At 68.8% G+C, this 20,221-nt stretch carries 23 protein-coding genes; 8 read left to right on the forward strand and 15 right to left on the reverse strand.

Annotated elements, in window-relative coordinates; translation table 11 throughout:
- Positions 1–65: 65 nt before the first annotated feature.
- Both ACFWMR_RS27330 and ACFWMR_RS27335 read right to left on the reverse strand, forming a co-directional pair.
- Positions 66–260, reverse strand: a complete 195-nt coding sequence (locus ACFWMR_RS27330; RefSeq protein WP_034304647.1) for a ferredoxin — start codon at positions 258–260, stop codon at positions 66–68.
- An 8-nt stretch (positions 261–268) separates the two neighbouring features.
- Positions 269–1,483: a cytochrome P450 gene (locus ACFWMR_RS27335; RefSeq protein WP_378279130.1), complete on the reverse strand. Its 1,215-nt coding sequence runs from the start codon at positions 1,481–1,483 to the stop codon at positions 269–271.
- A 217-nt stretch (positions 1,484–1,700) separates the two neighbouring features.
- Between ACFWMR_RS27335 and ACFWMR_RS27340 the strand changes: the two genes are divergently transcribed.
- Positions 1,701–2,336: a TetR/AcrR family transcriptional regulator gene (locus ACFWMR_RS27340; RefSeq protein WP_378380420.1), complete on the forward strand. Its 636-nt coding sequence runs from the start codon at positions 1,701–1,703 to the stop codon at positions 2,334–2,336.
- A 68-nt stretch (positions 2,337–2,404) separates the two neighbouring features.
- Here the strand turns inward: ACFWMR_RS27340 and ACFWMR_RS27345 are convergent, their stop codons facing one another.
- From ACFWMR_RS27345 to ACFWMR_RS27365, 5 genes are read right to left on the reverse strand one after another with little or no spacing between them, the layout of a single operon-like run.
- Complete coding sequence (locus ACFWMR_RS27345) at positions 2,405–3,271, reverse strand: aldehyde dehydrogenase family protein (protein ID WP_378380421.1); 867 nt, start codon at positions 3,269–3,271, stop codon at positions 2,405–2,407.
- On the reverse strand, positions 3,264–4,697 hold the full coding sequence (locus ACFWMR_RS27350) for an aldehyde dehydrogenase family protein (protein ID WP_378380422.1): 1,434 nt from the start codon (positions 4,695–4,697) through the stop codon (positions 3,264–3,266). The genes ACFWMR_RS27345 and ACFWMR_RS27350 overlap by 8 nt, the downstream gene beginning before the upstream one ends.
- Before the next feature lie 3 nt (positions 4,698–4,700).
- Positions 4,701–5,675, reverse strand: coding sequence for a deoxyribose-phosphate aldolase (deoC, locus tag ACFWMR_RS27355; RefSeq protein WP_378380423.1), 975 nt, complete (start codon positions 5,673–5,675; stop codon positions 4,701–4,703).
- Positions 5,676–5,694: 19 nt separating this feature from the next.
- The gene (locus tag ACFWMR_RS27360; RefSeq protein WP_378380424.1) at positions 5,695–6,855 is read right to left on the reverse strand and encodes a serine hydrolase domain-containing protein; all 1,161 of its coding nucleotides are present in this window, start codon (positions 6,853–6,855) and stop codon (positions 5,695–5,697) included.
- A gap of 22 nt (positions 6,856–6,877) precedes the next feature.
- Positions 6,878–7,489 (reverse strand): DUF1707 SHOCT-like domain-containing protein, encoded by a 612-nt coding sequence (locus ACFWMR_RS27365; protein ID WP_093934947.1) that lies wholly within the window; start codon positions 7,487–7,489, stop codon positions 6,878–6,880.
- Positions 7,490–7,595: 106 nt separating this feature from the next.
- On the opposite strand from ACFWMR_RS27365, the gene ACFWMR_RS27370 reads away from it, so the two are divergent.
- The 4 genes from ACFWMR_RS27370 (at position 7,596) to ACFWMR_RS27385 (ending at position 10,677) form a co-directional block, all read left to right on the forward strand.
- Positions 7,596–8,036 carry a protein-tyrosine phosphatase family protein gene (locus ACFWMR_RS27370; RefSeq protein ID WP_378380425.1) on the forward strand — a complete coding sequence of 147 codons (441 nt, stop codon included), beginning with the start codon at positions 7,596–7,598 and terminating at the stop codon, positions 8,034–8,036.
- Positions 8,037–8,046: 10 nt separating this feature from the next.
- Positions 8,047–8,670 (forward strand): uracil phosphoribosyltransferase, encoded by a 624-nt coding sequence (upp, locus tag ACFWMR_RS27375; RefSeq protein WP_378380426.1) that lies wholly within the window; start codon positions 8,047–8,049, stop codon positions 8,668–8,670.
- Between the two features lie 145 nt (positions 8,671–8,815).
- Positions 8,816–9,391, forward strand: coding sequence for an RNA polymerase sigma factor (locus tag ACFWMR_RS27380; protein ID WP_378380440.1), 576 nt, complete (start codon positions 8,816–8,818; stop codon positions 9,389–9,391).
- Positions 9,388–10,677 (forward strand): hypothetical protein, encoded by a 1,290-nt coding sequence (locus ACFWMR_RS27385; protein ID WP_378380427.1) that lies wholly within the window; start codon positions 9,388–9,390, stop codon positions 10,675–10,677. The genes ACFWMR_RS27380 and ACFWMR_RS27385 overlap by 4 nt, the downstream gene beginning before the upstream one ends.
- Positions 10,678–11,021: 344 nt before the next feature.
- Here the strand turns inward: ACFWMR_RS27385 and ACFWMR_RS27390 are convergent, their stop codons facing one another.
- Entirely contained in the window at positions 11,022–11,615 is a 594-nt protein-coding gene (locus ACFWMR_RS27390) for a TetR/AcrR family transcriptional regulator (protein ID WP_093934944.1), read from the reverse strand.
- A gap of 84 nt (positions 11,616–11,699) precedes the next feature.
- Between ACFWMR_RS27390 and ACFWMR_RS27395 the strand changes: the two genes are divergently transcribed.
- Genes ACFWMR_RS27395 through ACFWMR_RS27405 form a run of 3 tightly spaced genes read left to right on the forward strand, consistent with a single transcriptional unit; the run spans position 11,700 to position 14,107 of the window.
- Positions 11,700–12,101 carry a MerR family transcriptional regulator gene (locus ACFWMR_RS27395; protein ID WP_093934943.1) on the forward strand — a complete coding sequence of 134 codons (402 nt, stop codon included), beginning with the start codon at positions 11,700–11,702 and terminating at the stop codon, positions 12,099–12,101.
- Entirely contained in the window at positions 12,098–13,081 is a 984-nt protein-coding gene (locus ACFWMR_RS27400; RefSeq protein ID WP_378280216.1) for an aldo/keto reductase, read from the forward strand. Before ACFWMR_RS27395 ends, ACFWMR_RS27400 begins: the two co-directional genes overlap by 4 nt.
- Positions 13,082–13,105: 24 nt before the next feature.
- Positions 13,106–14,107, forward strand: a complete 1,002-nt coding sequence (locus tag ACFWMR_RS27405) for an aldo/keto reductase (protein WP_378380428.1) — start codon at positions 13,106–13,108, stop codon at positions 14,105–14,107.
- 41 nt (positions 14,108–14,148) lie between these two features.
- Here ACFWMR_RS27405 and hisS read toward each other — a convergent pair whose 3' ends face one another.
- The 7 genes from hisS to ACFWMR_RS27440 form a co-directional block, all read right to left on the reverse strand.
- On the reverse strand, positions 14,149–15,435 hold the full coding sequence (hisS, locus tag ACFWMR_RS27410; RefSeq protein ID WP_093934941.1) for a histidine--tRNA ligase: 1,287 nt from the start codon (positions 15,433–15,435) through the stop codon (positions 14,149–14,151).
- Between the two features lie 36 nt (positions 15,436–15,471).
- Positions 15,472–15,861, reverse strand: coding sequence for a hypothetical protein (locus ACFWMR_RS27415; RefSeq protein ID WP_093934940.1), 390 nt, complete (start codon positions 15,859–15,861; stop codon positions 15,472–15,474).
- Positions 15,862–16,118: 257 nt separating this feature from the next.
- Positions 16,119–17,327, reverse strand: a complete 1,209-nt coding sequence (locus ACFWMR_RS27420) for an amidohydrolase family protein (RefSeq protein WP_378380429.1) — start codon at positions 17,325–17,327, stop codon at positions 16,119–16,121.
- A complete protein-coding gene (locus tag ACFWMR_RS27425) occupies positions 17,324–18,457 on the reverse strand; it encodes an MAB_1171c family putative transporter (RefSeq protein WP_378380441.1) in 1,134 nt (377 codons plus the stop codon). Before ACFWMR_RS27425 ends, ACFWMR_RS27420 begins: the two co-directional genes overlap by 4 nt.
- Positions 18,454–18,975, reverse strand: a complete 522-nt coding sequence (locus ACFWMR_RS27430; RefSeq protein WP_093934937.1) for a hypothetical protein — start codon at positions 18,973–18,975, stop codon at positions 18,454–18,456. Before ACFWMR_RS27430 ends, ACFWMR_RS27425 begins: the two co-directional genes overlap by 4 nt.
- The gene (locus ACFWMR_RS27435) at positions 18,972–19,364 is read right to left on the reverse strand and encodes a helix-turn-helix domain-containing protein (protein WP_093934936.1); all 393 of its coding nucleotides are present in this window, start codon (positions 19,362–19,364) and stop codon (positions 18,972–18,974) included. Before ACFWMR_RS27435 ends, ACFWMR_RS27430 begins: the two co-directional genes overlap by 4 nt.
- Positions 19,365–19,767: 403 nt before the next feature.
- Complete coding sequence (locus ACFWMR_RS27440) at positions 19,768–20,220, reverse strand: flavodoxin family protein (protein WP_378380430.1); 453 nt, start codon at positions 20,218–20,220, stop codon at positions 19,768–19,770.
- Position 20,221: the final 1 nt, after the last annotated feature.

Below are 20,221 nucleotides of genomic sequence, written 5' to 3' on the forward strand. Positions count from 1 at the left end.
TCCTTGCGCCAGGCGCAAGGAAGGGGGCCTTCATGTACTTCGGTGAGGCCTGGCTTGACCGTCCCCTACGCGAGCGACAACGCCTGACCAGGGCAGATGTGCACGGCGGTCCGCGCGTTCTCCTCCGCCTCTTCCCCCTCGGGCTCGGCGTTCAGCACGAGGACCGTCCCGTCGTCCTCGCTCTGGTCGAACAGGTCGGGATCGGTGAGCACGCACTGGCCCGCGCCCACACATTTCCCGGTGTCCGCGATGATCTTCATGGCTCCTCCTACCAGGTGACCGGGAGGGCGTGGAGGCCGTAGATCGTCGAGTCGTGCTTGAACGGCAGCTCGTCGACCGGAACGGCGACCTTGATCCCCGGCATACGACGGAACAACGTATCGAACACGATCTGGAGTTCCATCCGCGCCAGGTTCTGGCCGAGGCACTGGTGCACCCCGAACCCGAACGCGACGTGGTGCCGCGCCCCGCGCTCGATGTCGAAGTCGTCGGGGTTCTCGAAGCCGTTCGGGTCGTGGTTGCCCGCGTTGCTCAGGCCGACGACGCCTTCACCTGCCCGGATCAGCGTGCCGCCGATCTCGACGTCCGCCGTCGCGAAGCGTGAGGTCGCAGTCTCGGCGATGGTGAAGACCCGCAGGAGCTCTTCGATCGCGGCGAGGGTCTTGCCCGGGTCCGCCTTGATCTTCTCCAGCTGGTCGGGATTCCGCAGCAGGGTCACGGTGCCGAGCGAAATCATGTTCGCCGTGGTCTCGTGACCGGCGATGAGCAGCAAGAACGCCAGGCCGACGAGTTCGTCGTGGTCGGCTTCGCCCGTTTCCCGCTGTTTGAGGATCTGGCGGCCGAGGAGGTCGTCCTCGGTGGCGTTCGCTTCTTTCTTGCTGACGAGTTCGTCGAGATAGTTTTCCAGCTGTTCGAACGCCACCTGGCGGTCTTCGGGGGGAACCTCCCGGTTGAGCAGCTTGGAGCTGCAGCCCTGGAAGAATTCGTGGTCCGAATAGGGGACGCCGAGCAGTTCGCAGATCACCAGGGACGGCACCGGCAGGGAAAGCGCCTGGACGAGATCGGCGGGTTGAGGGCCCGCGAGCAGGGCGTCGATGTGCTCGTCGACGATCTGCTGGATTCGAGGCTGGAGCGCTTTCATGCGCTTGACCGTGAATTCCCCGACGACGTCACGCCTGGCCTGGCTGTGCTCCGGCGGATCCATCGAGATCAGGGACGCGCGGAACGGCTTTTCCTCGCGGCGGACGGGCCGCTTGATCATCAACGGGAAGTCCGGATTCTGCCGGTCGGAGCTGAAATGCGGACTGCTCAGCATTTCGCGAATGTCCTCGAGCCGGGTGAGCGCCCAAGCGGTCTGCCCGGAAGGGAGGCCGACCCGGGAAATCGGGCTTTCCGTACGAAGCGTCTCGTATTCCGGTGGCGGGGAAAACGGGCATTTCCGCATGAGCGGCAGGTTCGCGGTGGTTTCCTCGACGTCAGTCATCGGGTTTGTCCTTTCCCGGAATGTCGGGTGGGTTCGGGCGATATCGGACAGGGGGCCCCAAAACGTATGCGGATGGTTTCATTCCGCTTATGACCCCAAGGTACTCAAGTGGAGGCGGGTCGTCCACTCGCGAAGGGGTGGTTTCCCGGGAAGCGTGAAGGGAAGGCCCTTACGTGCGAGAATCACGGCCCTGAAGGACCTTCGAGAGGCGAGGACCATGACAGCCGACCCCGAGACCCGCTTGCGTGCCGACGCGCGCCGGAACCGGGATCAGATCCTGGCCGCCGCGAGAGCCATCTTTGCCGCGCAAGGCGCCGAGGTCCCGATGGAGGAGATCGCGCGCTCGGCGGGCGTCGGCGTCGGCACTCTCTACCGGCGGTTCCCGGACCGCGACGCGCTGATCAGGGCGGTCGCCGTCGACAACTTCGACAGGGTGCTCAGGGACGCGAAGGCCGCGAAGGACGAGGAGCCTTCGAACTGGGACGCCCTGATCCGGCTGCTGCACCAGTCGATGGAGCTGCAGCTGAGCATCCAGCTCGCGATGGTGTCGCCCCGCGCGCTGGTGATCCTCAGGAGCGATCCCGCGATCAAGGCCCTGCGTGACGAGCTGCTGGTGGTGCTCGGTGGCTTCGTCCAGGGCGCGCAGGCGGAGGGCAGGCTCCGCGAAGACGTCGGCACCGGGGACGTCGCGATGTTGTTCGCGACGTTGCTGCGGCAGATGCCGGGGAAGGGCGAAGAGGTCGCGCGGATCGCGATGCGGCGCTGCATCGGGATCATGATCGACGGTCTCCGGGCGGGGAAGACCGAGCCGCTTCCGGGCAGGGCGTTGACCGGATCCGACCTGGACCCCTGAGACCGGATCGCGTTCAGCGGGCTAAACGCGATCCGGCCCCAGCGCATTCAGAGGACGAAATGCGGAGGTCAGACGCCCAGCGGGTGCCAGACGGTCTTCGCCTCCAGGTATCGCCGCAGCCGCGAGATGTCGGCGTCGGCCGTCCAGTCCGGCTCGGCGTCCGGCACGGTCAGGACGCGCTTCACGGTGCCGGCGGCGTCACGCGCCAGGTCCGCCCGCGCGGAAGGCTCCGCGCCGGTCGGGTCGAGGGCGTTGACGTCGCCGTGCGAAGCCAGCCACGAGCTCAGCTCCGACGCCCGTCCGGTCAGGATGTTCGCGACGCCGCCGGGCAGGTCGGACGTCGCCAGGACCTCCGAAAGCGTGATCGCGGGCAGTGGCCTGTCCGCGCTGGAGACGACCACCGCGGTCGAACCCGTCGCCAGCACCGGGGCCAGCACGCTCACCAGACCCAGCAGCGACGACTGCTGCGGCGCCAGCACGCCGACGACACCCGTCGGCTCGGGCACGGTGAAGGAGAAGTACGGCCCCGCGACGGGGTTGGCCGCGCCGAGCACGGTCGCGATCTTGTCCGTCCAGCCCGCGTACCAGACCCAGCGGTCGATCGACGCGTCCACAATGGACTGTGCCTTCTTCGCCGCGACGCCTTCGGACGCGGACACCTCCGCGACGAACTGCTCGCGGCGGCCTTCCAGCATCTCCGCGACCCGGTACAGCACCTGGCCGCGGTTGTACGCCGTCGCCGCCGACCAGCCGCCGAAAGCCTTGCGGGCGGCGGAAACCGCGTCGCGGACGTCCTTGCGGGACGCGTGCGAGGCGTTCGCCAGGAACTTGCCCTTGCTGTCGGTGACCGGGTACACGCGGCCCGACTCCGAGCGCGGGAATTTGCCGCCGATGTAGAGCTTGTAGGTCTTGGCTACCGAAATACGGTCAGACATCGAGGTAGGCCTCCAGTCCGGTGCGTCCGCCTTCGCGGCCGAAACCCGACTCCTGGTAGCCGCCGAACGGCGCGGCGGGATCGAAGCGGTTGAACGTGTTGGCCCAGACGACACCGGCGCGGAGCTGGTTCGCCATCCACAGGATGCGCGAGCCCTTCTCGGTCCAGATGCCGGCCGAAAGCCCGTACGGCGTGTTGTTCGCCTTGGTGACGGCCTCGTCCGGCGTGCGGAAGGTCAGCACCGAAAGCACCGGCCCGAAGATCTCCTCGCGGGCGATGCGCATCGACTGCTGGACGTCGGAGAACACCGTGGGGGCGAAGAAGAAACCGCGTTCCGGCACCGGGCACGGGCTGGTCCAGCGCTCCGCGCCCTCGGCGTCGCCGGACTCCACCAGACCCTTGATCTTCGCCAGCTGCTCGGCGGAGTTGATCGCGCCGATGTCGGTGTTCTTGTCCAGCGGGTCGCCCAGCCGCAGCGTCGAGACGCGGTGGCGCAGCTTTTCGAGCACCTCTTCGGCGATCGACTCCTGAACCAGCAGGCGTGAGCCCGCGCAGCAGACGTGGCCCTGGTTGAAGAAGATCCCGTTGACGATCCCCTCGACGGCCTGGTCCAGCGGGGCGTCGTCGAAGACGACGTTCGCCGCCTTGCCGCCCAGCTCCAGCGTCAGCTTCTTCGCGGTGCCCGCGATCTGGCGCTGGATGGCCTTGCCGACCTCGGTCGAGCCGGTGAAGGCGACCTTGTTGACGTCGCCGTGGCCCACCAGCGCGGCACCGATGTCCCCGGCGCCGGGCAGGATGTTGACCACGCCCGGCGGGAGTTCGGCCTGCTGGCAGATCTCGGCGAACACCAGCGCCGTCAGCGGCGTGGTCTCCGCGGGCTTGAGCACCACGGTGTTGCCGGTGGCCAGCGCGGGCGCGATCTTCCACGCCAGCATCAGCAGCGGGAAGTTCCACGGGATGACCTGGCCCGCGACGCCCAGCGGCTTCGGGTTCGGACCGTAGCCCGCGTAGTCGAGCTTGTCGGCCCAGCCCGCGTGATAGAAGAAGTGCGCGGCGGCCGTCGGCACGTCGGAATCGCGGGATTCCTTGATCGGCTTGCCGTTGTCGAGGCTTTCCAGGACGGCCAGCTCCCGCGACCGCTCCTGGATCAGGCGCGCGATGCGGAACAGGTATTTGGCGCGTTCGGAGCCCGGCATCTTGGACCAGACACTGTTGTACGCCTTGCGTGCGGCCTTCACCGCGATGTCCACATCGGACACCGACGCGGTGCCGACCTCGGCCAGCACCTCTTCGGTGGCCGGGTTGATCGTCTTGAGCGGCTCACCCGAGCCGTCGACGAACTCACCGTTCACGAACGGCCGGTAATGCGGTTTGAGGTTCGCGAGGTCGCGCGATTCGGGCGCGGGCGCATACTCGAAGATGCCCATGGATCAGTCCACCGTGACGTAGTCGGGGCCGCTGTAGTGGCCGTCGGCCTGGGTGCGGCGCTGCAGCAGGAGGTCGTTGAGCAGGCTGGACGCCCCGAACCGGAACAGATCCGGGTTCAGCCACTGCTCGCCGGCGACCTCGTGCACCGCGACCAGGTACTTGATCGCGTCCTTGGTCGTCCGGATGCCACCGGCCGGTTTGACGCCGCGCAGTTCACCGGTCTGGACGAACCAGTCGCGGACGGCCTGCAGCATCACGTGGGTGACCGGCAGCGTCGCGGCGGGCGACACCTTGCCGGTGGAGGTCTTGATGAAGTCGCCGCCCGCCAGCAGCGCGAGCCAGGACGCGCGGCGGACGTTGTCGTAGGTGGCCAGCTCACCGGTTTCGAGGATGACCTTGAGGTGAGCGCTGCCACAGGCGGCCTTGATCGCCCGGATCTCCTCGAAGACCTCCAGGTAGCGGCCTTCCAGGAAGGCGCCCCTGTCGATCACCATGTCGATCTCGGCGGCTCCGGCGTCGACGGCGATCTTGGTGTCGGCCAGCTTGATCTCGCGGCTCGTGCGCCCGGCGGGGAAGCCGGTGGCGACACTCGCGACATGGATGCCGGTGCCGCGAAGCGCCTCGACAGCCGTCTCGACCATGTCCGGGTACACGCATACGGCCGCGACCCGCGGGGTGTCCGGGCGTTCCGGGTCCGGCCGCTTGGCCTTCGCCGCGAGCGCGCGGACCTTGCCCTGGGTGTCGGCGCCTTCGAGGGTCGTCAGGTCGACCATCGAAATGGCGGTGTCGATCGCCCAGAGCTTGGCGGCCTTCTTGATGCTGCGCGTGCCGAGTCCGGCGGCCCGCTGCTCGACGCCGACCTGGTCGACACCAGGCAGCCCGTGCAGGAACCGGCGCAGGCTCGCCTCGTCGCGAGTCGCGTCCGTCAGCGGCGACGGGGTCCCCGTCGCCGCTGACGAGCTGGTCGTAGCTGTCATACGGGTGAGTGTAAGCGGCCTACAGGCTGGGCACCGGGGGCTGGGCGGCGGCCATGGCCGAGGGCAGCACCGGGGTGCAGAACTCGTTGACCATCGGCAGCTGGCGCTTGAGCGCGGCTTCCGGTGACACGGTGAGGTCCACCGTGGCCAGCGTGGAGATGTCCTTGCCGGACTCGTCGTGGAAGCTGAGGGTGGCGAAGCCCGGCAGGTCACCGGCGTGGCCCCAGATGATGTGGTCCTCCGTGCAGCCCGCGACCTTGAGGTTCAGCTTCATCAGGCCGAGGCCGTACTCCAGGCCGTTGCCCGCCGGGACGGTCGTCTTCATCTGCTTCAGCAGGTCGGCGGGGAGCAGGCGGCCGCCCAGCAGAGCCTCGAAGAAGCGGTTGAGGTCCTTGCCCGAGGACACCACGCCGCCCGCGCCGAAGTAGCGCGAGTAGTTGTAGGTGGTGACGTCGGTGAGGCCGCGCGGCGCGTCGTACAGCTGCTCGTAGCCGTGGGCGGCCGCGCCGATCAGGAACGGGAAGTCACGCGGGAGCGAGGTGTCACGCAGGTGCAGCGGGCCGGTGATGCGCTCGGCCAGCGCGCGTTCGAGCGGCTTGCGGGTGGTCTTCTCGACCAGCAGGCCGAGGACGTTGTAGCCGGTGTTGGAGTACGCCCAGCTCGTCCCCGGCTTGAACTGCAGCGGCTGCTTGGACACGCTCAGGCGGATCTGGTCGTCGCTGTCGAAGTGCTCGAAGCGTTCGGTGTCGATCTCCGGTCCGGACGCCCAGGTGTCCTCGGGGGCGAGGTCGCGCGGCAGGCCGCTGGTGTGCTGGAGCAGCTGGCGGACGGTGATCGGCTCCGGATACGGCAGCAGTCCCGGCAGGTAGCGCTGCACGGGCTCGTCCAGCCCGAGGCGCTTTTCGGCCACGAGCTGCAGGACGAGCGTCGCGACGAACACCTTGGAAACGCTGGCGACCCGCCAGCGGCCCGACGCGTCGGGCTTGCCGGGCCTGTCGATCTTCGCGGCGCCACTGGCACCGCGGAAGTCGTCGGCGACGGCGACCATTCCCGGAATGCCCGCGGCGACCGCCGCGTCCATCGCGGTCTGGCGCGGGTCGGTCTTTTCGGCCGCCGCCGCCGGGAAGGCGGTGACGGAAAGCAGTGCGGCACAAGTGATGGCGACGAAACTTCGGCGCATCGGATGAACCCCCCAGTTCGGCTCAGATCTCGATTTCGGGTACTTCCTTCTTACGCGGTTTCCGCTTGACGACGACGCCGCCCCAGAACGCGAGGCCGGTGATCTTCACGGTCGGCGCTGTCGGCGGCGCGGCGGGCGTCCCGGCGCGGTCCTCCAGTTCGAAGGCCCCCATGAAGCCGATTCCGGTGACGTCCACGTTGATGTCGTCGGGCACGATGATGTCGATCCCGCCCATGATCGCGACCGCGGTGATCGTCGAGTGCTTCTCGGCGAACCGCGCGTGCCGCAGGTCGAGTTCGGCGCCACCCCAGAACGCGAAACTGTTGTGCTGCGGCGGGACCACCCAGCTGCCCTTGCGCGACGCGCCGGACATGACGGCGATCGAGGCACCGGAGCCCGGGTGGCCGCCGATGCGGTCGTCGGGCAGGCCGAGCGCGCGGGACGTCGCGGGCTCGATCGCCGACCGAGACTGCCGCGGCAGGTCCGCGGTGACCGGTTTCAGGTCCCCGACGGTCTTGGCCGCGTAGACGACCGTGAGCCGTTCTTCCAGCTCGTTGATGGTGATGCGCCCTTCGGACATCGCCGCGTGCAGCACCTGCGCGACCTGCTCGCGGTCGGCGTCGGAGATGCGCATCTGTTCGGGTCCTGGCAAGGCCGGCTCTTCGCTCACGTGCGGGAGCCTAGCGCTGGTGGAGGGGCCAGGCGTCCACCTTCCGGCCGAGGGGTGGCATTCTCCCGTGATGGGGAACTCACTACCCGGCGCCGTGGAGCTGCCGGACGGGGCGAAAGTGCGGGGACGGGGCCTGGGTCGGCCCTGGCCGGACGGACCTTCGCCGGATTTCGGGCTGTATCTGGGCGGCGCGAAGCTGCGCCGGAAGCACGATCACAAAATGGACTGGGAGCGGGCGTGGATCCGCTGGCCGGACTTCCTGCTGCCGACGGACTGGGCGGACGCGCGGCGGCGGATCGTGGACCTGCACGAGCGGGCCGTGGCCGGGGAAGGCGTCGAGGTCGCCTGTTACGGCGGGGTCGGCCGGACCGGCACCGTGCTGTCCTGTCTTGCCACGCTCGGCGGGCTGACCGCCGAGGAGGCCGTGGCCTGGGCGCGGGCGAACCACGACAAACGTTCGGTGGAGACGCCGTGGCAGCGCCGCTGGGTCGGCTGGTTCGCGCGGCAGTAAATTGACTCGCATGGATGTGCACGTCGTTGATCACCCGCTGGCCAAGGCCAGGCTCTCCACCATGCGCGACGCGCGCACCGACAGCGCCGCCTTCCGCGCGGCGCTGCACGAACTGACCGTCATGCTGGTCTACGAAGCCACGCGTGACATGCCCGTGCGGATCGAGCGGATCCACACGCCGGTGGCGCGCACCGACGGCTACGCGCTGGCGAGCCCGCCGCTGCTGGTGCCCGTGCTGCGGGCAGGCCTGGGCATGGCGGATCAGGCGCACAAGCTGATCCCGGACGCCCAGATGGGCTTCGTCGGCCTCGCCCGCGACGAAGAGACGCTCAAGCCGACGCCGTACCTCGAATCGCTGCCCGAATCGCTCGCCGACCGGCCGGTGCTGGTGCTCGACCCGATGCTGGCGACCGGCGGGTCGATGGAGTACACGATCCGGCTGCTGACCGACCGGGGCGCCACCGACGTCACCGCGATCTGCGCGCTGGCCGCACCCGAAGGCATCGAGCACCTGAAGAAGTCCGGGCTGCCGCTGCGCGTGGTGACCGCGAGCATCGACGAGCGGCTGAACGACTCCGGGTTCATCGTGCCCGGTCTCGGGGACGCGGGAGACCGGCAGTACGGCGCCGTCTGACCTGCCGGATCGCGTTTAGCCCGCTAACCGCGCTCTGCGCCGGATCGCGTTTAGCGGGCTAAACGCGATCCGGTGCCGTTCGCAACAGTTCGCCGGGTGCCGGTCACTGAGGGATGTGACCAGAACAGCGACCGGATCGGTGGGGGTGCCGGTGGACTCGTGCGGACCTCCTCCCGGCAGGAGCGACACGGAGCTTTGGCAGGCGGCCGCGGGCGGTGATCACGGGGCGTTCACCGAGCTCTTCGAACGCCACGCCCAGTCCGTGTGGAACCACGCGTACCGGCTGACGGGGTCGTGGGCGTCGGCCGAAGACCTGACGTCGACGACCTTCCTGACCGCGTGGCGGCGCCGGGCGGACATCACGCTCATCCGCGACAGCGCGCTGCCCTGGCTGTACACCGTCGCGGGGAACCTCGCGCTCAGCGAAAGCCGCAGCTCAGGGCGGCGGCTCCGGCTCGTCCGGCGGCTGCCGGAACCCAGGTCGGTGTCCGACCACGCCGACACCGTCGTCGACCAGCTCGACGGCGAGGAGCGCCTCCGGCGAGTGCTCGCCTTGGTCGCGAAGCTGCCGAAGTCGCAACGCCAGGCCGTCGAACTCTGCCTCCTCGGGGATCTCTCCCTTTCCGACGCCGCCGAACTGCTCGGCGTCGCCGAGGTGACCGTTCGCGCCCACATCTCGCGGGCCCGCGCGCAGCTGCGGGTCGCCCTGGAGGAGAAATGACCGACGACCTCGGCCTGCCCGGCAGGCGTGAACTCCCTCCGGAAGTGCTGGACAACCTGCGGATGTCCCTGCGGGAGGGGATGGGAAAACCCGTGCGGCGGCGCCGGCCGATCGTCGCCGCCGCCGCGGCCGCCGTCGTCCTGGTCCTCGCGGGCGCGCTGGTGACGGCCGTGCTCATCCGGGAGCCGGACCGGCCGGGTCCCGTCGTCGCGAACCCTGACTTCTCCCTCGACTGGCCGAAGGCCGTGGCGGCGATGGACCGGTGCTGGGCCGCGATCCAGAAGCGAGGCAGGGCGGCGGACTTCCCCGCCCGAGACGAGTGGGTGCCGCGCTTCACGGTGTCCCCGGCGTGGACGCAGGTCACCGTCGTCGCGATCACGGCGGACGACAAGCCGTTCTTCTGCGAGACCACCCTGATGACGGCGACGGTGTCGGATCCGGCGGCCGTTCCTGTCTACACCCGGGGTGCGCGGACGGCGGCTCTGTTCGCGACGCCGGCCGGGACGGTGGCGGGTATCGCCGATCCGGACTGGCCGAAACTGGAGGTGACGGGCAAGAACGACGGCTCCTCCTCCGTGATGGAGACCGCGATCTTCCGGCCGGGGAACCTGTTCGTGCACCTGGGGTCGATGAAGGTCTCGCGGACGACGTACTCGGTCGGGCCGACGCAGGGAGAGCAGTCGCGGCCGAACGAGTACCAGGCGCCGTACCTTCTGCCGCCCGCGCCGGAGCCGGCTGTGTCGAGTATCGACCGGCCGGTGTCCCCGGTGCCCGAGCGAGCCACCCCGGCGGGCGAGTTCTTCAAGACCTGCACGGAAGGAGCGTCCGAGGCACTGCCCGATGCGGACGCCTACCAGGTCGGAGCGCTTCTCGAAGTGGATGACGTCAAGGTGGTCGCCGCTCGCTCGGGCGACCGGGCCGTCGTGTGCCAAGGAGGGATCGGGTACCGGGCAGGCCAGAACGAGTACTACCGGACGTTCCCGGATCTGCCGAAGTCTCCCGGCGCGATCCACACGCTGCGGACCGAAACGGTCGGCAGGGTCGACCAGGACGGGAACAGCGTGAAACCGAGGAACTCGTACGTGGGGGTCGTGCCCGAGGCCGCGGCCGTCGTGAAGCTCGACTTCGGGACCGGCAAGACGGTCGACGCGACGGTGGGGGCCGGGACGTTCGGGGCCTGGGTCCCGGATGACGTCAGCCGCGACTACGAGAACGCGAAGGTGGGGATCACCGTCCTGGACGCTGCTGGAGCGATCCTCCACCAGGGCACCCTGCCGCTCTACTGACCGCGACTGGCCGGATCGCGTTTAGCCCGCTAAACGCGACTGGCGCTTCGCGCGCGTCGGGGAAGTACATGAAGGGGGCCTTCACGGAGCTAGGCGCAAGCATGGGGGCCTTCATGTACTTGAGCAGGGCGGCCTGACCGACCGGATCGCGTTTAGCGGGCTAAACGCGATCCGCGAAGCGGCGAGGCCGCGGGTAGTGAAGGCCTCCTTCCCTACCCTGAAGGTAGGCAAGGAGGCCTTCACGGACTTCCGGTGGGAAGGGGCAGATCGCGTTTAGCCCGCTAACTGCGCTCGGCCGCCGGATCGCGTTTAGCGGGCTAAACGCGAAGTGGCGGAGGAGGGCGTCAGCGGCGCAGCCAGCCGGAGGCGTTCGCCCGCAGCGCGGTCTCGTAAGCCGCGCTCACGGTGAACTCCTCCGGCAGGTTCCCGTTCAGCTCCAGCGACACGAGCCCGTGCACGAAACCCCAGCAGGCGACCGTGACGACCTCGGGCGGCACGTCGAGGAAGACGCCGTCCGCGACGGCCGCGCGGATCGTCTCCTCCAACGGCGCCATCGTCGCGCGGGCCTGGCCGGATGTCTCCTCGGCCGGCTCGAAACCCGGCACCGACTTCGTGAACATGATCGCGTAGAGGTGCGGGTCGGCCAGCGCGCTTTCGCGGTAGGCGACGCCGAGCCGCACGAGGTCCTCGACCGGGTCGCCGGTCAGGGAAACACCCGACATCCGCAGGCCGAAGCGGCGGAAGCCCTCGGTGAAGAGGGCGGCGACCAGATCCGTCTTCCCGCCGAAGAGCGAATAGACCGCCGTGGTGGACGTACCGACGTCGGCGGCCAGTTTGCGGAGGCTGAGGGCCTTCGGGCCGTCGGCCGAGATGAGCTCACCGGCGCGGTCCAGCAGTTTCAGCCGGAGGTTCTCGTCGTGCGTCCTGGGACGGGGCATGAGCAGAGGGTAACGCAACGCTGTTATCAATGGCTCGGATTCGGAGTTGACCTGGAGCGCACTCCAGGTCGTACTGTCGTTCACATGAGCTACTCGATAGCGGAAGCCGCGCGACGTAGCGGACTGTCCATCGACACTCTCCGGTACTACGAGCGCATCAAACTCGTCGAGCCCCCGGCGCGGGACGCCGCGGGCCGCCGCGCCTACACCGACGACGACCTCGGGTGGCTGGGGTTCCTGACCAAGCTGCGCCTGACCGGTATGCCCATCAAGCGCATGCGGGAGTACGCGGCCCTGCGTCACCACGGGGCGCCGAGCGCGGGGCGGCGCAAGGCGATCCTCGTCGACCAGCGCAAATCCGTCGCCGACCGGATCGCCGAGTTGCAGGCCTGTCTCGACATCCTCGACTACAAGATCGACCACTACGACCAGGTGGAGCGCAGCGTGCTCGGCATCGGCGCCACCGTGGAGGGAATTTCAGCGTGATCAGCACCAGGAGGCTCGGCGGTCTGGAAGTCGGGGCGCAGGGGCTCGGCTGCATGGGGATGAGCCAGGCCTACGGCGTCCGCGACGACGACACGGAGTCGATCGCCACCGTCCACCGCGCCCTCGAACTGGGCGTGACCCTGCTCGACACCGCGAACGTCTACGGCGCCGGCGCGAACGAGGAGCTGGTCGGCCGGGCCATCGCGGGCAAGCGGGACCAGGTCGTGCTGGCGACCAAGTTCGGCATCGTCTGGGACAAGGACGGTGGGATGTCCGCTCGCGGCGACGCGGCGTACGTCAAGCAGAGCTGCGAAGAGTCCCTTCGCCGGTTGAACGTCGACCACATCGACCTCTACTACCAGCACCGCGTCGACCCGAACACGCCGATCGAGGAGACCTGGGGCGCGCTCGCGGAGCTGGTCGAGGAGGGCAAGATCCGCTTCGCCGGGATTTCCGAGGCCAGCGCCGAGACGATCCGTCGCGCGCACGCCGTGCACCCGGTGACGGCGCTGCAGAGCGAATGGTCGCTGTGGACGCGCGGCATCGAAGGCGAAATCCGCTCGACCACCCGCGAACTGGGCATCGGTGTCGTGCCCTTCTCGCCGCTCGGCCGCGGTTTCCTCACCGGCAGCGTGACCTCGGTGAAGGACCTTCCGGCGGACGACATGCGCCGCGGCCTGCCCCGGTTCGCCGAGGGCAACTTCGAGCGCAACATGGCCATCGTCGAGGCGCTGCGCGCGCTGGCCGAGCGGAAGGGCGTCACCGCCGGGCAGCTCGCGCTGGCGTGGGTCCAAGCGCAGGGCGACGACGTCGTGCCGATCCCGGGCACCAAGCGGCGCAAGTACCTCGAAGAGAACGCCGCCGCCGCGGAGCTGGAACTGTCCGAAGTGGACATCGAGGCCATCGAAAAGGCCGCGCCCGTCGAGGCGATCGCCGGTGAACGGTACCCGGAGCGGCTCGCCCGCGCGGCCGGCAAGTAAAACACCAGAGAATTGCGAGAAATCATGACGGGTTCAACCCTGCCCACCCGCGGGCTCGGCACACTGGAAGTCGGCGCGCAGGGGCTCGGCTGCATGGGCATGAGCGAGTTCTACGGCCAAGGTGACGACACCGAATCGATCGCGACGATCCACCGCGCGATCGACCTGGGCGTGACCCTGATCGACACCGCCGACATGTACGGCTTCGGCCGCAACGAGGAACTGGTCGGCCGTGCGCTGGCCGGAAAGCGGGACAAGGTCGTGCTGGCGACCAAGTTCGGCATCGTGCGCGACGAGGCCGACCCTTCGAAGCGCGGGATCCGCGGCGACGAATTCTATGTGCGGCAACAGGTCGAGGCGTCCTTGCGTCGGCTGAACGTCGATCACATCGACCTCTACTACCAGCACCGGGTCGACCCGGACGTGCCGATCGAGGAGACCGCGGGCGCGTTGTCCTCGCTGGTCGAACAGGGGAAGATCCGGCACATCGGGTTGTCCGAGGCCGGTCCGGAGACGATCCGGCGGGCGCACGCCGTGCATCCGGTGACGGCGGTGCAGACGGAATGGTCGCTGTGGTCGCGCGACATCGAGAACGAGGTCGTCCCGGTCTGCCGGGAGCTCGGCATCGGCTTGGTGCCGTATTCCCCGCTGGGCCGCGGTTTCCTGACCGGCCGCTTCAAGTCCAAAGAGGACTTCGAGAAGGGTGACTTCCGGCAGACGCTCCAGCCGCGGTTCGCCGATGGCAACCTGGAGCGGAACCTGGCGATCGTCGAGGCGCTGCGCGCGCTGGCCGAGCGGAAGGGCGTCACCGCCGGGCAGCTCGCGCTGGCCTGGGTGCAGGCTCAGGGTGACGACGTCGTGCCGATTCCGGGCACCAAGCGGCGCAAGTACCTCGAAGAGAACGTCGCGGCCGTCGGCCTGAAGCTGACCGCCGAGGACGTGGCCGCGATCGAGGCGGCTGTCCCGGCCGACGCGGTCGCGGGGGAGCGGTACCCCGAAGCGTCCATGAAGACGCTGTCGCGCTGAAACGGAAACCGGCGCCCTGATCAGGGCGCCGGTTTCTGTTGTCAGAGAAGGGAATTGACCGCCGAAACGACGCCATCGACGGCGACGGTCTGCTGCTCGCGCGTCGCGAGACCGCGGACCGTCACGTTCCCGGCGTCCCAGTCCTCTTGGCCGACGATGACCACGGCCCGCGCCCCGGCCTTGTCGGCCCGGGTGAGTTCCTTGCCCAGCTTGCGGAGTTCGACGGGCGTGGACGTGCGCAGCCCGGCCTTGCGGAGCCGCCCCGCGACTTCACGCGCGGCGTCGGTGAGCTCCTCGACCACCGGGATCACCACGACGTCGGTCTCGCTGCGCGGTTGCGGCGTCAGGCCGTGGGTGTCGAGGAAGTCGATCAGCGTGACGTCGCCCATGCCGAAGCCGATCCCAGGGATCTGCTGCGACGTGAACAGCGACGCCAGGTCGCTGTACCGGCCGCCGCCGAAGAGGGCCCGGCGGTTCTCCGGCGAGGTGTCGAAGACCTCGAACACGGTCGACGTGTAGTACGCGAGCCCGCGCACGATCATCGGGTCGAACTTGATCAGGTTCGCGGCGCCGCTGTTCAGCACCTTCACCAGGTTCGAGTTCTCCTTGACCTGTTCGGGCAGCTCGTCGAGCAGCGCGGCGCCGGACGAAAGGATCTCGGCCAGCTTCTCGAACTGCTTCTCGGTCAGGCCGATCTCGGTCGCGGTGTCGCTCAGCTTCGCGCGGTCCGACTTCTCCCAGCGGTCCACCAGGGTGAACACCTGCGGCAACTGCTCCGCGGTCACGCCGACGATGTCGGTGAGCGCCGAGGAGAGCAGGTTCCGGTCGTTCGCCCGCACCTGGAACATGTCCGGGGTCGCGCCGAGCGCTTCCATCATGTCGTGGATGAGCTCGAAGATCTCGATCTCGCAGTTCGCGCTGTCCGAACCGAAGATGTCCGCGTTGATCTGCCAGTGCTCCCGGACCCGCCCGCGCTGCGGCCGCTCGTAGCGGTGGCAGTTCGGGTGGCTGTACCAGCGCACCGGGAACTGCAGCGACTTGGCGTTGCCCGCGATCATCCTGGCGACCGACGGTGTCATCTCCGGGCGCAGCGCCAGCCGCTCGCCGCCCTTGGTGGTCAGCGTGTACAGCTGCTGATCCGCGATCTCCTGCCCGGACTTCCGCTCGTAGATCTCGGCGGGTTCGAGGATCGGCCCGTCGTAGCGGAGGAAACCCCGCAGTTCGAGCACGTCGTAGAGATGGCCGAACACCTGCGTCCGGACGGACATCTCGGCGGGCAGAAAGTCGCGGGTCCCCTTGGCGGGGGCTGTCGGCAGGTATTCAGGCACGTCAGCAAGCTTAACTAGCGGCCGCCAGGGCTTTTGTCAGGGGAAGGCCACGCCGTACGCGGTGGTCAGGATCGCGGCCCCGAGTAGGACGGCCCCGGCGCCGGTGACGCGTCCGCCGAGCTTGCCTTTGCCCGGTGCCAGGTGCAGGAAGAACCCGCCGGACTGGGCGAGCACGCCGAACAGCAGTAGGAAGCAGACGATCCACAGCACGGCGTCCGGCAGCCCGGTCTGCCCGAGGATCTGGAGCGCGACCAGTGCCAGGACCAGCAGGACGCCGGCGTGGGCGTGCCCGGCGCGGAACATCCCGCGCTGGTGTTCGGTCAGTTTCCTGTCGCGCAGGACACCCATCAGGGCGTAGCCGCCGTACATCACCGTCGGCAGCGAAACGAGCGCGATGACGGTGAACAGCCTGATCGGGCCTTCCATGGTCGATCCCTTCGTGGTGGTGGGGAAAGGCAACGATAACACTGTTTTAAAACGCTGTCACCAAAGTTGGCATCCGGCCTGTCCCGCCCTCCACGTGATCCGATGGACGACACGTGTGATCGGACGGACGACACGTGTGATCGGACGGACGACACAAGTGAGGCTGGGGCCCGCCGCGCGGCGTCCATCTGGACACGCGTGTCGTCCATCGGATCACGTGTGTCGTCCATCCAGTCACGCGTGTCGTCCGAAGCAGGTCAGTAAGACGCCTGCGGTTCCAACCCGAAGGCCCGCCCGCGCGCGAGCACCAGGCGGAGGTTCCGGAGGGCGGAAAGGTCGGCGAGCGGGTCGCCGTCGACCACCAGGACGTCGGCGCTCAGACCGGGGGCGAGCCGTCCGGTGACGTCGCCGAGGCCGAGCCCGGCGGCGCTGTCCTCGGTCGCGATCTCGAGGATCCGCCGCCTGCCGAAACCGAGCCATTCGTAGAGTTCGAGGGCGCCCACGGGATCGTCGAAGACCGAGCCGGGCAGCCCGGCGTCCGTCCCCGCCAGCAGCGGGACGCCCAGCTCCTCCAGCCAGGAAAGCCTGCCGTAGACGGTCTTCGCGAGTTCTTCGCCCATGCGCTCGGCCAGCGTCCGCCAGTTGCGGCTGCTGGTCGAACACGCCGCGATGCCCTCGGCCGCCATGCGTTTGGCGACGCCTTCGCGCCTGTCCTGGCGCTGCGGGCCGGTCATCCAGGTGCAGTGCTCGATCGTGGCGACGCCCGCTTCGACCGACGCCTCGATCGCGTCCGCGCCGTGGGCGTGCGCCGCGACCGGAAGCCCGTGGGTCGCCGCGTGCTCGACGATCAGGCGCAGGGCCCGGGCGTCGAACTGGGACTCCCACATGTCCGCGCCGCCTTCGGTGATCTGCCCGCCGCTGGCCATCACCTTGATCACGTCGGCGCCCGCGGCGGCGTTGGCGTCGATCATCGCGCGCACGGAGGCGTCGTCACCGACCTCGCCACCGAAGAAATGACAGTGTCCATTGAGGACTGTCAAAGGGGCTCCCGCGGTCAGCAGACGCGGGGCGGCCGTGCCTTCGGCTTCGAGTCCGGCCCGGACGCGCGCGCCCAAAGCGTCGCGATCGCCGAGGTCCCGCACGGTCGTGACGCCGCTGCGCAGCAATTGCCCCAAGCGGTCCTCGGCGCCCGCGCGCAGGGTGTCGTCCCCGCTCGCCAGGAAGTTCGGCAGCATCTCGCGGGTGGCGTCGAAAGCCAGGTGCACGTGGGCGTTGAACAGGCCGGGCAGCAGCGTCGCGCCCGGGAAGTCGAGCCTTTCCGCGTCCGGCGACGCCTGTGCGACGACCTCGGCGCGAGGGCCGGCCGCGAGGATCCGGTCGCCCTCCACGAGGACGGCGCCGTTTTCGACAGGAGTGCTCGGCCGCGGCAGGATCCGGTCCGCTGTCAGGAGAAGCTGCACGGTCATGCCTCGTTCCGGGAGACGGCGGCCGAGAGCGCGAGCAGTGGCCGCACGTCGGATTCGATGTCCGAGGCGCCGCCCGGGAGCACGAGTTTCGCCCGCCCGTCGGTCTCCTCGCCCGCGGCCTGCCGGGCGATCGCCGTCTTCAGCGCCTCCGCCGCCGCGCGCGGATCGTCGGTGGCGAGGGCGGCGAGATCGGTTTCCAGGTAAGGGCTCAGCTGCACGAGCCCGTCCCGGATCTCGATCACGCGGCGGTAGTACCGGCGGTGGACCGTGCGCGGGCGCCACCGTTCCCACACGCCCTGCGGGGTGGTCCGCAGCACGATGTTCGGGTAGATCTCGGCCAGGGCTGTCCACAGCGGGGTGAGCCGTTCGTGTTGCAGCCGATGCTGGCGACGGCGGCGCAGCGCGGCGAACCGCGCGCGGGCGCCGGGGTAGGTGATCCCGGCGAGGAAGAGCACGATCCCGAGGAGTACCAACGGGACGGCGATGGTGAGCAGGAACGGGATCGACGGCCCGAACGCCCACGCGATCACGATGTAGAGCGCGCGGAAGACACTGCCCACGGAAAGGGCGATCAGCCCGGCGGCGCTGAGTTTCAGCCCGGTCCGCAGATGACGGTCCGCGGTGCGGATGTACCGGAAGATCCACCAGGCGCAGGCGGACAGTCCGTAGATCAGGTACAGCCCGGCGCCGAGGTAGAACAGCGCCACGCCGGGCTCGTGCACGAGTTTCGGGCTCAGCGCGAGTCCGCGTGCCTCCGGTGGGGTGACGGCCATCGCGACCAGCATCAGCGCGATCGCGCCGGACAGCGGGAGCAGTTCGAACAGGACCCGTCCCGGACGGCGCGGGCCCAGCGCGGAGCCGAGGAAGACGATCAGCAGCGCGCAGACGCCGATGGCGAGCAGGACGTTGTTGACCAGGCGTCCGGTGCCTCTGCCGGTCAGCCCGTCGAGCCAGCCGGAGATGACCTTCTGCTGGGCGAGGAACGAACCGGCGACGCAGACGATCGTGATGGTGATCGCCCAGTTCGACAGGACCCTCGGCGCCCGGTAGGTCTGGTAGATCCGCCAGGCGAGCGCCGTCGCGAACAGCACCATCGCCACGACGTTGAGAGGGGAGAACAGCGAGTTCACAGCCACCCTTGATGGTCGCCCAGCGCGCCTTGGACGCGGCGGACGTCATCGTCGTCGGCGCGACGGGGAATCGTGTAGTTCAAGACCGACGCCCATTCGAGGATGATGGTCGCCACGGTCTCGGCTTCCCATTCGTGCGCCTCATCGTAGGAGGTGCGGCGTAAAGCGCGATGTACGGCGTCGCCGTCGAGACCGGGGGCGGGACCGCGCAGGAAATCGGCGGGTTCGGCGTCTCCGCCGGGATGGTGATCGGCGAGCATGTGCCCGAGTTCGTGCAGGATGATGTGGTCCTGATGGGACTTCGTGGTCTCCTGCTGGAAGAAGATGTAGTCCGCCGAACCGGTGGCGATCCAGCAGCCGAACGGGCCCGGGACCTCCAGCGGATACGGCATCAGCCGGATCGGCCTGCCGCGTTGCTCGCCGAGCCGCTCGCAGAGCACGCCGACGTCGAGCGGCGGCTCGATGTCGAGGTTGTGCAGCATCTTGCGGCAGCGCTTGCGGAGCTCCCGTTCCTTCATCGGCGCTCGCCCGGCTGCTCGCGCTCGGCGCGTTCGTACCGCTCGACGAGTTCCAGCAGGTCCATGACCTGGCGACGGCCTTGCGGGGAAAGCTCCTGCGCGCGCATGGCCATGAGCTTCGCCTCTCCGACGGGCTGTGCTTCCTGGTCTTCGAAGAAGTAGGTGATCGGGACCCCGAACAGCCTGGCCAGCGCCTCGACGTAGTGGATCTTCGGGTTTACCCGCTTGCCCGTGGCGAGTTGCTGGAGGTACGCGGGCGACATGGCGGGCCCGCCGGCGCGATCGATCGCCGCGGACAGCTCGCGATAGCTGTGCGGCGCGCCTTCGTCCGCGCGCGCCGAGTCGATCAGCGCGGTCAGTTTCCGCGCGAAGGTGCTCTCCGGCGACATGATCCCCCCATCGGTTCCATAGCCCCGTTCCGTAGTCGGAGTGTAACGCGATCCGGCCTGTCCGCAGCTGTTGACAGCGTATGTATGCAGTGGTTTACAGTTGTCAAGCGGTTTCGCACCGTGTTCCGGCCTCTCACTCCGGAATCCGTGCCCTGGGGGTGCACGGACAACGGAGTGAGGGGCGTTTTTCCGGGCGGGTGCACAAGATCGTGCCGGATGTAGTACGCTTGGGCAGCCAAGGTTGATCGCCATCACGGCGAACCCTTGGCCTAGGCCTGTTGCCGGAGGTCGACCCCCAGGGCTTCCGGTGACAGGCCCCTTACTTTTTCAGCGCACTTCGTCCTCTGGATGCGGTAGTCGGCATCGCGAACTACCGCATCCAGAGGACGAAACGCGTGAAGGGTCAGGGCATGAGGGTGGCGGCCAGAGTGCCGCCCAGTTCGAAACAGGCTTCCAAATCCGCTTTGCCCGGTTCTCCGGTGACGAGCACCGGAGAAGCCGCGCTTTCCCAGCCGAGACCCGTGGTGATGCTCTCGATGCCGCGCACCGTGCCCGCGGTGTCGTTGTTGCCGTGCACGAAGAACCCGAACGGCCGGCCCCGCGTGGCGTCCAGGCACGGGTAGTAGACGGTGTCGAAGAAATGCTTCAGCGCGCCGGACATGTAGCCGAGATTCGCCGGTGTGCCGAGCAGATACCCGTCCGCGTCGAGGACGTCGGGCACGGTCGCGCCCAGCGCCGGACGCCGCACGACGTCGACGCCCTCGATATCGGGATGGTTCGCGCCGGAGAGCACGGCTTCGAACATCGCCTGCGTCGAGGGCGACGGCGTGTGGTGGACGATCAGCAGCTTGGGCATC

The sequence above is a fragment of the Amycolatopsis thailandensis genome (assembly GCF_042723255.1).
In the GTDB taxonomy this organism is placed as follows: domain Bacteria; phylum Actinomycetota; class Actinomycetes; order Mycobacteriales; family Pseudonocardiaceae; genus Amycolatopsis; species Amycolatopsis thailandensis.

Bases quoted from the DNA above. Each gene is read 5' to 3' on its own strand.
- ACFWMR_RS27330 (WP_034304647.1), bottom strand. From the start codon at position 260: ATGAAGATCATCGCGGACACCGGGAAATGTGTGGGCGCGGGCCAGTGC.
- ACFWMR_RS27335 (WP_378279130.1), bottom strand. From the start codon at position 1,483: ATGACTGACGTCGAGGAAACCACCGCGAACCTGCCGCTCATGCGGAAA.
- ACFWMR_RS27340 (WP_378380420.1), top strand. From the start codon at position 1,701: ATGACAGCCGACCCCGAGACCCGCTTGCGTGCCGACGCGCGCCGGAAC.
- ACFWMR_RS27345 (WP_378380421.1), bottom strand. From the start codon at position 3,271: ATGTCTGACCGTATTTCGGTAGCCAAGACCTACAAGCTCTACATCGGC.
- ACFWMR_RS27350 (WP_378380422.1), bottom strand. From the start codon at position 4,697: ATGGGCATCTTCGAGTATGCGCCCGCGCCCGAATCGCGCGACCTCGCG.
- deoC (WP_378380423.1), bottom strand. From the start codon at position 5,675: ATGACAGCTACGACCAGCTCGTCAGCGGCGACGGGGACCCCGTCGCCG.
- ACFWMR_RS27360 (WP_378380424.1), bottom strand. From the start codon at position 6,855: ATGCGCCGAAGTTTCGTCGCCATCACTTGTGCCGCACTGCTTTCCGTC.
- ACFWMR_RS27365 (WP_093934947.1), bottom strand. From the start codon at position 7,489: ATGCGCATCTCCGACGCCGACCGCGAGCAGGTCGCGCAGGTGCTGCAC.
- ACFWMR_RS27370 (WP_378380425.1), top strand. From the start codon at position 7,596: ATGGGGAACTCACTACCCGGCGCCGTGGAGCTGCCGGACGGGGCGAAA.
- upp (WP_378380426.1), top strand. From the start codon at position 8,047: ATGGATGTGCACGTCGTTGATCACCCGCTGGCCAAGGCCAGGCTCTCC.
- ACFWMR_RS27385 (WP_378380427.1), top strand. From the start codon at position 9,388: ATGACCGACGACCTCGGCCTGCCCGGCAGGCGTGAACTCCCTCCGGAA.
- ACFWMR_RS27390 (WP_093934944.1), bottom strand. From the start codon at position 11,615: ATGCCCCGTCCCAGGACGCACGACGAGAACCTCCGGCTGAAACTGCTG.
- ACFWMR_RS27395 (WP_093934943.1), top strand. From the start codon at position 11,700: ATGAGCTACTCGATAGCGGAAGCCGCGCGACGTAGCGGACTGTCCATC.
- ACFWMR_RS27405 (WP_378380428.1), top strand. From the start codon at position 13,106: ATGACGGGTTCAACCCTGCCCACCCGCGGGCTCGGCACACTGGAAGTC.
- ACFWMR_RS27415 (WP_093934940.1), bottom strand. From the start codon at position 15,861: ATGGAAGGCCCGATCAGGCTGTTCACCGTCATCGCGCTCGTTTCGCTG.
- ACFWMR_RS27420 (WP_378380429.1), bottom strand. From the start codon at position 17,327: ATGACCGTGCAGCTTCTCCTGACAGCGGACCGGATCCTGCCGCGGCCG.
- ACFWMR_RS27430 (WP_093934937.1), bottom strand. From the start codon at position 18,975: ATGAAGGAACGGGAGCTCCGCAAGCGCTGCCGCAAGATGCTGCACAAC.
- ACFWMR_RS27435 (WP_093934936.1), bottom strand. From the start codon at position 19,364: ATGTCGCCGGAGAGCACCTTCGCGCGGAAACTGACCGCGCTGATCGAC.
- ACFWMR_RS27440 (WP_378380430.1), bottom strand. From the start codon at position 20,220: ATGCCCAAGCTGCTGATCGTCCACCACACGCCGTCGCCCTCGACGCAG.